The 15,569-nt window shown below is 33.3% G+C and carries 11 protein-coding genes; 1 reads left to right on the top strand and 10 read right to left on the bottom strand.

Features of this window, described 5'->3' with window-relative positions:
* Positions 1 to 4 precede the first annotated feature (4 nt).
* From FLAPXU55_RS23830 to FLAPXU55_RS23785, 10 genes are all read right to left on the bottom strand, one after another.
* Positions 5 to 1,735, bottom strand: a complete 1,731-nt coding sequence (locus FLAPXU55_RS23830) for a sodium:solute symporter (RefSeq protein ID WP_180861897.1) — start codon at positions 1,733 to 1,735, stop codon at positions 5 to 7.
* A 121-nt stretch (positions 1,736 to 1,856) separates the two neighbouring features.
* On the bottom strand, positions 1,857 to 4,391 hold the full coding sequence (locus tag FLAPXU55_RS23825) for a PIG-L family deacetylase (protein ID WP_180861895.1): 2,535 nt from the start codon (positions 4,389 to 4,391) through the stop codon (positions 1,857 to 1,859).
* Positions 4,392 to 4,553: 162 nt separating this feature from the next.
* A complete protein-coding gene (locus FLAPXU55_RS23820) occupies positions 4,554 to 5,078 on the bottom strand; it encodes a hypothetical protein (protein WP_180861893.1) in 525 nt (174 codons plus the stop codon).
* A 195-nt stretch (positions 5,079 to 5,273) separates the two neighbouring features.
* Positions 5,274 to 7,103, bottom strand: a complete 1,830-nt coding sequence (locus FLAPXU55_RS23815; RefSeq protein WP_180861891.1) for a BamA/TamA family outer membrane protein — start codon at positions 7,101 to 7,103, stop codon at positions 5,274 to 5,276.
* Between the two features lie 86 nt (positions 7,104 to 7,189).
* Entirely contained in the window at positions 7,190 to 8,290 is a 1,101-nt protein-coding gene (locus FLAPXU55_RS23810) for an AI-2E family transporter (RefSeq protein ID WP_053474164.1), read from the bottom strand.
* Positions 8,291 to 8,401: 111 nt separating this feature from the next.
* On the bottom strand, positions 8,402 to 8,932 hold the full coding sequence (locus FLAPXU55_RS23805; RefSeq protein WP_053474163.1) for a mechanosensitive ion channel domain-containing protein: 531 nt from the start codon (positions 8,930 to 8,932) through the stop codon (positions 8,402 to 8,404).
* A gap of 10 nt (positions 8,933 to 8,942) precedes the next feature.
* Complete coding sequence (locus tag FLAPXU55_RS23800) at positions 8,943 to 9,527, bottom strand: Maf-like protein (protein ID WP_180861889.1); 585 nt, start codon at positions 9,525 to 9,527, stop codon at positions 8,943 to 8,945.
* Positions 9,520 to 10,455 (bottom strand): geranylgeranylglycerol-phosphate geranylgeranyltransferase, encoded by a 936-nt coding sequence (locus FLAPXU55_RS23795; protein ID WP_180861887.1) that lies wholly within the window; start codon positions 10,453 to 10,455, stop codon positions 9,520 to 9,522. The genes FLAPXU55_RS23800 and FLAPXU55_RS23795 overlap by 8 nt, the downstream gene beginning before the upstream one ends.
* A 154-nt stretch (positions 10,456 to 10,609) precedes the next feature.
* Positions 10,610 to 11,137, bottom strand: a complete 528-nt coding sequence (locus FLAPXU55_RS23790) for a KdsC family phosphatase (RefSeq protein ID WP_180861885.1) — start codon at positions 11,135 to 11,137, stop codon at positions 10,610 to 10,612.
* Positions 11,121 to 11,882, bottom strand: coding sequence for a Rossmann-like and DUF2520 domain-containing protein (locus tag FLAPXU55_RS23785; protein WP_180861883.1), 762 nt, complete (start codon positions 11,880 to 11,882; stop codon positions 11,121 to 11,123). Before FLAPXU55_RS23785 ends, FLAPXU55_RS23790 begins: the two co-directional genes overlap by 17 nt.
* Before the next feature lie 270 nt (positions 11,883 to 12,152).
* Between FLAPXU55_RS23785 and ccsA the strand changes: the two genes are divergently transcribed.
* Positions 12,153 to 15,362: a cytochrome c biogenesis protein CcsA gene (ccsA, locus tag FLAPXU55_RS23780; protein WP_180861881.1), complete on the top strand. Its 3,210-nt coding sequence runs from the start codon at positions 12,153 to 12,155 to the stop codon at positions 15,360 to 15,362.
* The last annotated feature ends 207 nt before the right edge of the window (positions 15,363 to 15,569 follow it).

The following is a 15,569-nucleotide window of genomic DNA, read 5'->3' as shown; positions in this document are numbered from 1 at the left end:
TAACTTATTCTTCTAAAATCAAATCACTATTATCCTTTTTATCTCCTTTGAAAAATAAAAACTGTAAAATCAAAGCTAAACCAATTGTCAAAATAGCTCCAATAAAATTCAGCCATAAATAACCCAGTTTTTCTTGTTTGTAAACCATAAAGTAATAAATGATTATAATTACAAACTGACTTATACAAGCACTAATAAACATAGATTTTGCCTGAACACGTTTTAAATAAAATCCAACAAGGAAAATTCCCAAAACGGTTCCGTAAAAGATCGAACCAATAATATTTACCAGCTGAATTAAGTTTTCAAACAAAGTTCCTACGCAGGCAAAAAGGATTGCTATAACTCCCCAAAACAGTGTGAAAAATTTAGTTGCATTAAGATAATGTTTCTCTGATTTTTCGGTTTTGATATTTCTTTTATAAATATCAATTGCTGTTGTCGAAGCTAAAGCATTCAATCCTGAAGCAGTCGAAGACATTGCTGCCGAAAGAATAACGGCAAGTAATAAACCAATTAAACCTTTTGGTAAATAATGCAGAATAAAATGGAAAAAGACATAATCTTTATCGTTGGTTTCGCTGTTGCTGTCGGCTCGTGAAATGATTTCTTTGGCACGATCACGTAAATCTTTTTCTTTATTCGATAAATTGACTAATTCTTTACGAAGAATAGGATTGTCATAATCCTGATTCAACTGATCGATATATAGTAAGTTGATTACTTTTTTATCTTCAGATAATTTGTCCAGCTTTTTTTCAAGAACATGATATTCTTCTTTATATGCTGATTTTTCAATTACAATTTTATTATTCGGATTGAAATTTAAAGGAACGGGATTGAATTGGAAAAATACAAAAACCATAACTCCGGTTAACAGAATAAAAAACTGCATCGGCACCTTTAAAAGTCCGTTCATGATTAATCCCATTTGGCTTTCCTTCACAGATTTCCCGGACAAATATCTACCAACCTGAGATTGATCTGTACCAAAATAGGCGAGAGCTAAAAAGAATCCGCCCGTAATTCCACTCCAAATTGTATATTTTTCTTCCGGATCAAAAGAAAAATCTACAATATTCATTTTATCATTTGCTCCGGCAATATGCAGCGCGCTTGTAAAAGTCATATCGTTTGGTAAGTAATGCAAAATCAGGAAAAATGTGATAAACATTCCCGACATAATCACAAACATTTGCTGTTTCTGGGTTACGTTTACGGCTTTTGTACCTCCGGAAAAAGTATAAATAATAACCAGAACTCCAATTATAATATTCATACCGGTTAAGTTCCACCCTAAAAGTGCCGATAAAATAATAGCCGGAGCATAAATCGTTAATCCGGTTCCTAAACCTCTTTGAATTAAAAATAAAATAGCGGCAAGAGAACGAGTTTGAACGTCAAATCGTTTTTCAAGGAATTCGTAAGCGGTAAATACCTTATTTTTATGATAAAGCGGAATAAAGGTCAAACAAATAACAACCATTGCAATTGGCAGTCCAAAATAGAACTGTACAAAACCCATTCCGTCATGATAAGCCTGTCCGGGAGTAGATAAAAATGTAATTGCGCTGGCCTGAGTTGCCATTACTGAAAGTCCAACGGTATACCATGGCGTTTCGTTGTTTCCTAAAATAAAATCTTCAACGTTTTTACTTCCTTTGGTTTTCCAGGAACCGTAACCAACAATGAATAAAAGTGTTACAATAAGTACGATCCAGTCAAATAGCTGCATAGGTTATGAATAAAATTGCATGATTAAGAAAAAAATCACAATGTAAATGAGGTTAGCAACTAAAACATAGGTGTAACTTTTTTTCCATTTTTTTGTTTTTTTTGCTTCCATATTTTTGAAATTATTGCTTTAAATCCTGTTTAGGAGCTTCAAGAGGTTGTTTTAGCGAAATGATATTCGATAGTAATCTGTAAGCGCCCGCAACACCTTCCGGCAGCTCTCTAAAAAAGCTTAGACCAGTGTAAATGTAATATCCTTTTCCATACGGAGCGACTAATAAAGCGCCATTTTTAGCAGATTCTCCTTTGTCGTGCGAAGAAATAATAGGAGTGAAGGCAGGATCATATTCATCTGGATAATATAAACCTTGTTCTTGTGTCCAGCCTTCAAAATCTTTTGAGGTAATTTTATTTGGCGTATTTAAAACCGGGTGATTTGGTGAAAGGAAAGTCACTTTAGCATTTTCCTCGGTCACACGGTCGTTTGATAATTTTAATGGATAGGGTGCAATTTTATCGGTCACTAATTTGCTGCCGTATGTATTGTACTGCACAATCATGTTTTTACCGCTTTTTACAAAATTAAATAAGATATTTTGTTTGTTTGCCAAAGCGTTTACGGTGTTGTAAGCACGAATTCCTGTAATAACGGTGCTGAAAGAATCTAGTTTTTCAGGAGTAATTTCTTCTGGTTTTAAAATAGAAACTTTGTATCCCATTTGCGTTAAACTTTCCGGGACTTCGTCTCCAGCGCCCATAATGTAAGCGATAGCATCGCCAGAAGTTTTCAAATCAATTCTAATACATTTTGATTCAGCCGGTTTTAAAACCATTTGTTTTGTAATATGATTGAAATCTATAATAGTCTGGTCTCTGTCAAAACGTTTGTTATCTACAATTGCAATACTTTTTGCTACAACTTCTTCTGGATTTACAGGCGGAGTAACTTCAAAATAAAAAATTTGTTCTGTTCCTTTTTTATCTAAAGTAAAGGCAATTTGTTTTGGAGAAACATTCCAGCTTTTTGGTAAATCCAACTGCAGATTTCCTTTTACATCATCTTTTCCGGCACGAACTTTTACCGGAACCATTTTGCTTTTTGTATCCCTAAAAATTAAAACTTTTTCTAAAATAGAAGTCGTAACTTCTGGAACTATATCCAGGAAATTATACATTTCGCCTTTTACGCCGTCATTGTATTTGTAAACTACAGTGCGCTCAAACGGAATTTCGACATTATTGATTTTGATATTAAAAATCACTTTTACTTCTCTAATAATATCGGGAATACCAATATTTTGCTGATTTGAAACGGTGTACATTCCAACTGTTGCTTTTTCTTTTAACCAATATGGCTGCGTGTATTCAATATTATCAGGAAGCTGTAATTGCAGACTGATTTTTTGATCGTTATTGTCTCTTAAAACGCTGTTTTGAGCTGTTGTTTTATTGTCTGGCAATGTTGTAACGCTTGTCAATTGCATTTCAACAGCACATCTGTTAATAGCTTCTAAACTCAAACGAATACTGCTTCCCGGAGTTGCTTCTTGTTCACTTGCAACGGCTTCAAGATATAAACCGGAACATGAAGCAATGATATTTTTTATGGCTGTTGATTTTAGATTTTTCCAATGTGTATCGTCTAAAGCCTGAATCATAGTGTAAGCTTTCACTAAATCCGGAATACTTGCTGACGGATTGCTGAAATTGTATTTGTCAATAATTGAAGTAATTAAATCTCCAACAGGTTTTCCGTTTTTAACACGGTTCCAGCTAGTATCGATTCCGTCAAATAAATTATCGCGGTCTTTTGGCGTATCTCCATTAATAAGTTCAAGATATTCTGTTTCTAAACCACGAACTCCGGTACTTCCAAAACCTTGTGACTGGTGGCGGCTTCGGCTTAAAGCTGCAATTTCCTGATTCGATTTTCCAATTCCCGTGTAATATACACCTGTTTCTAACTTGGTAAATTTAGATTTATTTGCAGCATCAAATTTTTCCTGGCTTCCGTAAAACCACCAAGACGGATTAAAAAACTGACGTTTTACCTGCCAAGGCGAAACAAATTTTAATTGCTCTGGATAAACTTTTGGATCGTTTGTTAGTTTAAAACTCTCCACGCTCAACATGGCAGATGATGTATGATGTCCGTGGGTAGTTCCCGGCGAACGGTGATCAAATCTATTTATAATGATATCCGGCTGAAAATTTCTAATCGTCCACACCACATCGGCAAGGACTTTATCTTTATCCCAAATTTCTAAAGTTTCGTTAGGATTTTTGGAGAAACCAAAATCATTTGCTCTTGAAAAAAATTGTTCTCCACCGTCTATTTTTCTTGCTTCAATTAATTCCTGAGTTCTAATTACACCAAGTAATTCACGCAATTGCGGACCAATTAAGTTTTGACCTCCGTCACCGCGAGTTAATGATAAATAACCCGTTCTCGCATTTACTTCATTTGCTAAATACGAAATCATTCGGGTATTTTCGTCATCAGGATGTGCTGCAACGTACAATACAGAACCTAAAAAGTTTAGTTTTTTAATTTGATTGTAAATTTCGACTGCGTTAGGTTTTTGCGGCTGTTGTGCAAATAAGGTTTGAAAACTTATAAAAAATAGAAGAAGTATTTGAACTTGTATTTTTCGCATGGTGTAGTGAAATGGTTTTGAAATGTGTCCCAAAAATACTAATTAAATCTTGGAACAAAATTTAAATGAAATGTTAATGGTAATTTTTGGATATTATTTAGCTGATTTTTAAAATAGAAAAAGAGCGTATTAAAACTTAATACGCTCTTAAATATTTAGATATTATCTTCTTCCGTGACCATGACCATGACCGTGATCATCATCATCATGTCTATCATGCCCGTGGTGTTTGTCATGCTTGTCGTGCTTATCATAATGTCTGTGATCTCTGTGCTCATAACGACGCTCGTTGTAACCATAAACCGGTCTTGGTCTGTAAGGTCTTTGCGGTGCACCGTGATATCCTTTATAATATTTTACTCTGTGACGATCGAAGTATGTATAAGGAGTTCTTCCGTGATAATCTGTTAAAACAACTTTATAGCCTCCGTATAAATCATAATTTCTGTATTGTCTTGGTAAATAAGTTGCTCTAACCCATCTTCCTCCTCCAAAATAAATGAACTGTGATGCACGTACATCATAATAAGCTTCAATATCTGGAAGATAATAATATTCCATTTCAGCATATCCGGCTGGTCCCCAAGCAGGAGGTGTTCCTATATTAACGTTAACTGATACCTGAGCTTGTGTGGCATTTGCAACCAAAAGAAATAATCCGGCGATTGCTATTTTAATTGTTTTCATTTTTTCTAAAGTTTAATGTTAATCTTTGTTTAAAGATTTTCATATATCGTGCCAAAAATAAAAATACAATTGTATTTCATCGGAGAAAATATGCTTTTTAACGATTAAACTGAGGTTAAATATTCTGTAAAATATTGATTTTTAAAGTGTTTTGCAGAATGAAAAAAATCTAAAAAAAATCTAAATATTTTTTGATTATCGATAATCAACAATTCTTGGTTTGGCAAGTTCAAAACTCTGCAAACCATAGTCAGTTGTTTCAAATGTATTGGTTTTGAAAACACTATCACCCTGATAAGGAATACTTGGGTAATATGACAGTGACAGCTGGAAATTACTAAAAACCAAATAATCATTGCTTATTAATAAACCTAATGTAATTTTTGAATACGGTTTGCTGTCGAACATGGCATTTTTTGGGCTTCCTAAAAACGCTATCGTATAATTAAAAAACGGATTTAAACGAAATCCCCAAAGTGCATAAGGAGAATACGTTTGTGTCTGCAGGGATAAAAGAGTTTTACTAGTTCCGTATAAAGCGGCGTTGAATCCCGCGAGACCATTTCGTTCGTTTATATTGAGTTCATCGCCAATAATTTCCTCCCGATTTGCACCAATTACAACTCTTGGATTTACGAATTGTCGCAGTTTCCAGGTTCCCAGATTAAAGAGTTTGGTGAAATAATTTGATTCAAATAAATATGCGGTTTGATACGTTTTAGATTGATGAAAATAGGTTCCGGCTTCAAAATTCATACTTAAAAAACCTAATCGGTAATAATTTCCAAAAGAAAACTGCGCACCGGCATAAGGTCTCCAAATTTGATTTTTATACTGATATCCAAAGGTAATTCCGTAAATACGCCCAATTGGAACGTCTTCGGTCTGACCATTTCTAAAAATATAATTGTCTTTAATAAATTTTCGTCTGTTTAATCCAATGCCCATCAAAAGCAGTTTTTCATCCGAATAAAAATTAGTTGGATCATATAACGAATCTGGAGATTCGCTGTAATTCACATTTAAAAAACGTGCCGATGTAATTAAATTGGTAATGGCTTCATTATCATCTTCATAAACTTTTGTGGCTTTACCCACCCAAAAATCCTGAAAATTATTCTTGAAACTCTGAAATGCATAACTCATATCAGGAGCCTGCAGCGAATCTTTTCTAAAGTTCTGTCCAACAAAAACACCTCCTGCCCATTTGGTTAAAGGCGAATAGAAATCCCTTTCAATATCAATACTTTTAGTATAATTATTGTCTAAATCCATATTGTAATGGAGCGTAGTTCCTATATAGGTGTTTTTTATATTGGGAACCGTATACGTAATATCATTACCATTTGCACCATCATCAAACCGATTGGTGAAACGATATTCCAACTGTTGTCCTGTACCAAAAAAATCTTTTTCTTTGAAACCTACACCAATTCTGCTGCTCGATATTGAAAACCTCGGGATGGTACTCCAGGAATCTAAAACCCTAATGGTAACATCAACAGAATCTGATGCCGGACTGGCTAATTCATTAGAAATCCTAACTGCCGTAACATATCTCTGTGAACGAATTAAACGTTCTGTTTCTTGTATTTTATAAGAATCATAAGGAGTATTTCTTTTAAACAAAAGAAGATTGTAAATCGCTATTTTTTTTGTTTTTAAGTGCAGTTTATTTCCGGTTCGTTCTCCCCAGTTTTTTGGCTGCACGGTAGTATCTGTAATAGAATGCCCAAAAGGATCAAGCGTTACAATATTTATTTTTCGAATGATTTTTCCGTTGAAACTTTGAGTATCACTAGGCTCAATAACTTCTCTTTTTTTAGCTTTTTTTGATCGAAACAGAAGTTTATGTAAGGTTTGGGTGAACTTATTTTTCTTCGAATAGTTTTTTATTTTAGTATAAATCTCTGTACTGTCCTTTTTAGGAGGATTGTCTTTCTTAGTTTTATCTGTCTGCGCACAAATACTTTGAAAACAAAAGCATAAGAAAATAAAAATAACTATTTTTTTACTTGATAACATTCAGATGGATTTAAACTTATTTTAAAGGCTATTATTCTATGAATTTAAGATAAATAACACGATTTTTTTTAAAATCAACAGATTATTTACTCTTGTACTTTTGCTTTGCGAATTCTCCAGGCAAATTTTCTCGGAATGTGATTTCCCATTAAATAGCCCCAGGGTTCCAGCGATTCTATTCGGTCAAATATAATTTTCAAAATGGCTAAAAGCGGAATTGCCAGAAACATACCCGAAATTCCAGCCGCCGCACCACCCACAATAATTCCCATAATGGATACAAAAGCATTTATTTCTACTTTTGAATTGATAATTAAAGGCACAAGAAGATTATTGTCAATTAACTGAACAATTACATTGACAATTAAAATCCCCACAATTACTGATGTTTCTCCTGAACCTGTCAATGAAGCCAAAACGGTAATAACTCCTGCAACTAAAATTCCGATGTAAGGAACCAAATTTAGAATTCCCGTTATCAATCCTAATAAAATGAAATATTTAATACCAATAATCCAAAGCCCTAAACTGGTCAAGACAGAAACTATAATCATTTCCAATATCAAACTCACGATATAATTGTTTATCGAAACTTTGATTTGTGACAGAATATCTTTTAAAGCAGCATGATTTTCTTTGTTTATTAATTTGGCCAAAAACAGTTTGAAATGTTCTTTATATATTAAAAACAAAAACGTATAAATTACAATAATAGTGCTGTCTAGCAGAAGGTCGCTTATAGATATTATGGCTGAGCCTAAAGTAGCATTTCCGTTTTTTACAGAGTCTTTTGTAACGGTGTCAAGATATTTTTTCTGTTCGCCAATACTTATCTGGAAATTTTCTCTGATAAACTTATGAATTTCAATTATAAAGGAGTTTGCATTTTTCTTAATTGTATCAAAATCACTTGCCATATTAGTAACCTGATAAGAGATAAAAATAAGAATCCCGCCAATGAATGCCAGAAAAATTAAAACACAAATTATAGCCGCAAGATGTCTTGGAAACTTAAATTTTGTATTTAAAAAGGTGAAAATTGGCAATAGTAAAACCGCAAATAAAAAGGCTAACAAAACGGGCGTAAGAATATCTTTGGTAATGCAAAAAATATAAGCAAATGAAATTAAACTTACTAAGATACACGCAAGTTTTGCATAAAACGGCAACTTTATGGGATGGATCATTTTTGATGAAATTTTTAGATAATGTATAATTGGTTAAGCAAATATTATAATTTCTTTAAATTATAGCGTTTTAGCTTTTTAGTTATACGTTATAAAATTCCCATTCAAAAATTAATCGAAAAATTCTTTCTCTTCGTAGTGTGCCGGCATGATTGAAATTCCCTTTTGCAAAAGCAGATTGTTAGGAAAAATAATCTTTTCGCCTTCTTTTGTTCTCAGGCTGATATGAAAGGTATTAATGTCTTCAATTTCAGCTTCAATAGGGAAATCTTTATCGTGAATTTTTATGGTGTCACCAATTCTGAAAGGAAAGGAGAAGAACAAAATCATTCCCGAAGTAATGTTGCTCAAAATCGACCATTGTGCAAACATGGCAACGCCAATAACGGTTGCAATCGAGGAAACAGTTAAAAAAATATCCTCAGTATTAACTCCCCAAATCACAATTAAACTAAGCGTTACCAAAATATTCATAAAAATATGAGTGTATTTGATAACCAAATTAGTACGATGTTCTAATAAATGACTTGTAGAAGCAAAACGTCGAATTAATTTGGCAACAATCATTCTTAAAGCGATTAAAGCAATAATAAGAATAAAGGTTGCAAATAATTCCTGAGTATATTCTTTAAAAGAAAACATAAATAAATTTTTACACTAAAGTACTCAAATATTCGTAAACTTTAGCCGTTGGAAGCCCCATAACATTGGTATAAGAACCTTCGACTTTTGTAACTGCCATAAAACCAAACCATTCCTGAATCCCGTAAGCTCCGGCTTTATCATAAGGTTTATAATTTTCGATATAATACAAAATAGCTTCATCAGATAAATCTTTGAAAGTAACTTTTGTAATATCGTGCAAAAGGGTAGAAGCAGTATTAGTTTGAAAACAAACAGAAGTAATTACTTCATGCGTTGTACCCGACATTGATTTGATCATTTCAAAAGCATCTTCGGCACTTTTGGGTTTCCCTAAAGCTTTATTCTGATGCCAGACAATGGTGTCGCTTGTTACTAATATTTCGTTTTCTTTTAATTCGTCTTTAAATGCGTCTGCTTTTAGCTGTGCCAGAAAATCAGTTATCTCGACTGCTTTTAATTCTGGCGGATAAATTTCTTCCACATCTTTTAAGCGAATTTCAAAATCAAGATCTAAATCCTTAAAAAACTGCTGACGACGCGGCGATCCAGATGCCAGAATGATTTTATATTTTTTGAGTTTTTCTTTAAGCATGATTTTGAAGGTATTGGTGATTTAAGCTGATAATAAGGATTGATAAAATTCCGAAGAATAAAATTAATTTTAAAACCGTACTTAAATGGTGAAAATCCTTTTTGGTTTTAGCACTAAATATTTTTACTATAAAATATAATAAAGGCGCCAGAACAAAAACGAATGTATAAAACGTAACTATCAAAAGATTGTTATCAAAGAAATATTTTTTAATGTAAAGCAGACATAAAATAAACGGAATTATAGCAAATCCCAATGCAATTTTTGCTGCACGGTTTTTTCCAATGGCAATTGGTAAAGTATTCATTCCTTGATTGTAATCGCCATCCATGTCTTCAATATCTTTAACTATCTCGCGTACAAAATTGATCATAAAAGCAAAAAGCGCATAATCTGTCAAAATAGAAAAGAAACTCGCCATTTGTGCCTTATTTTCTAAAGTCGTAGCTGGAAAAAGATCAAAAACACCAATAATTAAAACGCTTATAGCAAGTAAAGCCGCCACTAAAAAATTCCCTAAAATCATAATTGATTTTAAAGTTGTAGCATAAAAATAAAGCAATGAAGCAATTAAAATAAAAAGCGAAGCAAATGTTGGTCTTAAAATTATATTGGCCAAAACAAAACCAATTGCAACACCAGTAACATTAAGTCCAATGTAAATATTAAAAGCCGCCGTTTCAGAAATTCCTTTGCCAATTACAACATTCTGAGGTTTGTTAATAGTATCTGTTGCAACATCATAAATATTGTTAATGACATAACCCGCTGCTGCCAGTAAAACGGTGCTTAAAACTAAAAGTCCGTATTGCCAGTCTGCTAAAGCCAGCGGAATATCCTGCTGTTTTAAAAAAGCATAACGAAATAAAACCTGCATAAAAGCAAGCATAAGTAGATTTTTATATCGAATTAGTTTTAGGTATTTCATTTCTTAAGGTTCTAAGTTGCTGAGATGCTAAGATTCTAAGTTTTTTTTTAAGGTTCAAAGGGGCAAAGAGACAGAGGTGCAAAGGTTTTTCTTTTGAAATTTTAAAGACTTAGAAAATAATCTAAAATCTAAAATCACAAATCTAAAATTACCTCTAGTCGTGCTGCCCATTAAAATGTTCCATCCATTTTCCCTGCACTTTCATTACTTGCTCGATAACGTCGCGTGCAGCGCCTTTTCCGCCTTTTACGTGCGAAATGTAGCGGCAGATATTCTTGATTTCCGGGACTGCGTCTTGCGGGCAGGCTGGTAAACTTACTAATTTCATTACATGATAATCCGGAATATCGTCGCCCATATATAAAACCTGTTCTGGTTTAATATTGTAAGTTTTAGTATATTCTTCGAACGTTTTCACTTTATCAGGAGTTCCTAAATGAATATCTGTGATTCCTAAATTTTTAAGTCTTACGCGAACGCCTTCGTTGCTTCCGCCAGAAATAATGCAGACATGGTAACCGCTTTCTACAGCCGCTTTCATGGCATAACCGTCACGAATATTCATCGTACGAAGAATTTCTCCTTCTGTGGTTACAAAAACCGAACTGTCTGTAAGTACGCCATCAACATCAAAAATAAATGTTGTAATGTCGTTCATCATTTCTTTATAACTTTTTGCCATTATGCTGTATAGATTGTGTTAGTATTTTATAAATGTTTTTTTGATTTTCGTTTGTGATAAAATTCAGGTGCGCATCGGTTGTGACAGAATCGTGGCGTTTTGCCGGACCTGTTTGAGCGTCAATTGGATCTAAAGTTTTTATTTTTTCGGCAGTTTCCTGAATCAAAGGTTTTAAAACTTCAAAAGATACTTGGTGTTCTTCGCAGATTTCCTGACCAATTTGGTATAAGTGATTCGTGAAATTATTGACAAAAACGGCGGCAACATGCAAAGCTTTTCGCTGTTCTGAACTTATGGAAAAAACCGCATTTGAAATGCTTTTCGCCGTTTCTTCTAAAATTTTATAATCATCCTGATTCTCCGTTTCCAGACAAATCGGAATTACTGAAAAATCAACGTCTTTAGTTTTTGAAAATGTTTGTAACGGATAAAAAACGCCTTTTTTATTTTTTGAATCTAAAACATCGATAGAAGTTGTGCCGGAAGTATGAACAACTAATTGGTTTTCAAATGGCAATTGACTTGAAACTTCAGCAATAGCATTATCGGAAACTGAAATGATATATAAATCTGATTCTTTTAAATCTGCAAATTCAGTTGCAATTTTCTCCGAATCTAAAAGATGACTCAAAGCTTCTTTTTTTCTCGAAAAAGCCTGCACAATTTCAACAAGAGAACTTGCAGAAAAAGCTTTTATTAAATGCTGTGCGACGTTTCCGGAACCAATAATTGTTATTCGAATCATAATCGCAAAATTAACATTATTTTTTCTAAAGAAAATATGGTGTAAGAAAGTTTGCCCACAGATTACACAGATTAAACTGATTTGTACGGATTTATGTTTTATTTATTGGCAAAAAATAAAAGAAATCTAAAAAATAATCCGTTTAATCTGTGTAATCTGTGGCCCAAAACACAATCCTATTATTTGGTTTTTATTAACAAATAACATTTACCTCAAATCAACATTTTTAAGTATTTTTGTGCCACTTTTATACAATGTAATTCCTTAAAAATGGATAAAAAAATATTCTCTTTTTTGTTTTCTACACGATTAATGGCCGTTCTTTTTTTGACATTCGCAATTGCAATGGGTGTTGGAACTTTTATCGAAAGTAAATACAATACCGATACAGCCAGAATTTTAATATACAATACCTGGTGGTTTGAAGCCATAATGTTCATTTTCATGATTAATTTCTTCGGAAATATCAAACGTTATCAATTATTGAGAAAAGAAAAATGGGCCACTTTTTTACTGCACATTGCCTTTGTTTTTATCATTTTAGGAGCTTTTATTACACGTTATATCAGTTATGAAGGAATGATGCCAATTCGCGAAGGCGCATCAGAAAATCAGATTTATTCAGATAAAACATTTATAACCATTTTTGTTGATGGTGAATATAAAGGAGAAATGAAACGCAGGGTTTTTGAAAAAAGCCTTTTACTTTCTCCGGTTACCAATAATGATTTCTCTGTTTCAGGAAAATTTGACGAAACTCCGTTTGAAGTTTCGTATTCAAAATATATAATGGGAGCAAAGGAAGTGGTTAAACCAGATCCTAACGGAACTTTATATCTTAAATTAGTGGAAGCGGGTGCTGGCGGACGTGAAGAACATTTCCTGAAAGAAGGTGAAGTTCAAAACATTCACAATGTTTTATTTGCTTTAAATAAACCAACGCAAGGTGCTATTAATATTAATACAACTGGCGAAAAATATACGATTCAAACTCCTTTTGAAGGAGAATTTATGCGAATGGCAGATCAGTTGAAAGGAAAAGTTACTAAAGATAACGTTCAGCCTTTAATGATGCGCTCTTTATATAGTATTGGAGATATTAGAATTGTTTTCCCAGATCCTGCAATGAAAGGAAAAGTGGATTATGAATCAAGTAATGATTTCAAAGCAAAATCACATACAGATGCTTTAGTTGTAAAAGTTAAAGCTGAAGGACAGGAAAAAGAAGTAATGGTAATGGGCTCTAAAGGAAGTATTGGAGAACCTAAAACGGTAAAAATTGGTAAAATCGAATACTCTATATTCTACGGAAGTAAAGCGTATGTTTTACCTTTTAGAGTGAAACTGAATGACTTTATCGCAACGAAATACCCGGGAACAGAAAAAAGTTATTCTGCTTTTGAAAGTAAAGTTACCGTTCAGGATTCAACAGAAACTTTTGATGCCGATATTTATATGAACCACGTTTTAGACCACAAAGGATATCGTTTCTTTCAATCTTCATTTGATCCCGACGAAAAAGGAACTGTATTGTCTGTAAACCACGATTGGTGGGGAACTTCTATCACGTATTTAGGATATTTTATGTTATTCTTTGGTTTAATGGCAATTATGTTCACCAAACATTCTCGTTTTGCTGACTTAAAGCGTAAACTGGAAAATGTGAAAAAGAAAAAAGAAAAACTAATTACCATTTTAGTTTTAATGATTAGTTTGAGCGGTTTCGCACAACAAAATCCTCACGTACATTCTCACGACCATGATCATAATCATACAGCAGATCCAAATGATCACGCTAATCACGTAGTTGCACCACCGAGTCAAAAACAATTAGATTCATTATTGACGATTTATAAAGCTCCGGAAGCGCATGCAGCAAAATTTGGACGTTTGATTATTCAGGATGCTGGCGGACGTATGAAACCTATCAATACGTTTTCATCTGAATTACTTAGAAAAGTAAGTCATAAAGATGCTTATAACGGAATGAACTCTGATCAGGTATTTTTGTCTATGACGCAATACGCTCAGGTTTGGATTCAGATTCCGCTTATTTATATTAAGATGGGAAATGACAGTATTCGTAAAATCATCGGAATTGATTCGAAAGATCAATATGCGCCCTTTGTAAAATTCTTCGATGAAAACGGGAATTATAAATTGTCACCTTATTTAGATGCTGCTTATAAAGCAGGAAATCCAAATCAGTTTGAGAAAGATTATATTGAAACAGATAAAAAAGTAAACTTGATGGAATCTGCTTTAAGCGGCAGTATTTTGAGAATTTTTCCTGTTCCAAATGATCCAAACCATAAATGGGTTTCTTATTTAGAGCGCAATAACAAAGGTTTTAAAGGAATGGATTCTACTTACGTAAATCAAATTCTTCCCTTATATTTTAGTGCCTTAAATAATGGTTCTATTTCTAAAAACTGGGATACGGCCGATCAATTGGTCGAAAGTATAAATGGTTTTCAAAAGAAATTTGGCGCAAAAGTACGTCCAAGCGAACAAAAAATTGATGCAGAGATTGCTTATAACAAATATGATGTTCTTCAAAAACTACCGTATTGGTATATCACAGCAGCACTATTTATGTTTGTTTTTGTGATTGTCAATATTTTCTTTGAGAAAAAATGGCTTCGTATTACCGTAAATGCTTTTCATATTATAGTTGGATTGTTATTTGCGCTTCACACATTAGCATTAATAGCACGTTGGTATATTTCTGGTCACGCTCCATGGAGTAATGCGTACGAAGCAATTGTATATGTAGCTTGGTCAACAATGTTCTTCGGCTTGGCTTTTGACAGAAAATCAAAATTAACGGTAGCTTCATCTGCTTTCGTTACAGCTATGATTTTAATGGCCGCATACATGAACTGGATTGATCCGGAAATTGCAAACTTACAGCCCGTTCTTAATTCATATTGGTTAATGATTCACGTTGCAGTTATTGTAGCAAGTTATGGCCCAACTGCATTAGGGATGATTTTAGGTTTTGTGGCTTTACTATTGATTTTGTTTACAACTGAGAAAAACAAAGCTAAAATGGAACTGAACATTAAAGAGATAACTTATATCAACGAAATGGCAGTAACTATTGGTTTGATCATGCTGACTATTGGTAACTTCTTAGGCGGTCAATGGGCAAACGAAAGCTGGGGTCGTTACTGGGGATGGGATCCAAAAGAAACTTGGGCTTTAATTTCGATTATGATTTATGCTTTTGTAATTCATGCTCGTTTTGTTCCTGCTTTACGCGGAAAATGGTTCTTCAATTTAATGACGATGTTTGCCTTTATTTCGATTTTATTTACATATTACGGAGTAAACTTCCATTTAGTTGGTTTACACTCATATGCAAGTGGAGAAGCGCATTCTTTAAACTGGGTTTATTATTCAATAGCAACAATTGCAGTAATTGGCGCTGTAACTTATCCGAAATATCGAAAATATTATAAAAGCAAAAAAAAGTAGTTTTTTAATATAATAAAAGAGGCTGTCTCAAAAGTTGAGGCAGCCTCTTTCATTATAATTATTTTGTTTTTAGTTATTTATTAGTCAATTTTTGATACCTAATTTATCATTCCATAGGAATGTTTCGTAGGTAGAAAAAAATAAAGATCATCCACATTTACGTTCCATAGGAACGTTTGATGGATCAGGTTATCAAAAAACAATACC

Origin of the sequence: Flavobacterium panici (genome assembly GCF_903819335.1) — a bacterium.
In the GTDB taxonomy this organism is placed as follows: Bacteria; Bacteroidota; Bacteroidia; order Flavobacteriales; family Flavobacteriaceae; genus Flavobacterium; species Flavobacterium panici.
This window is presented reverse-complemented; position numbering and strand designations above follow the sequence as displayed.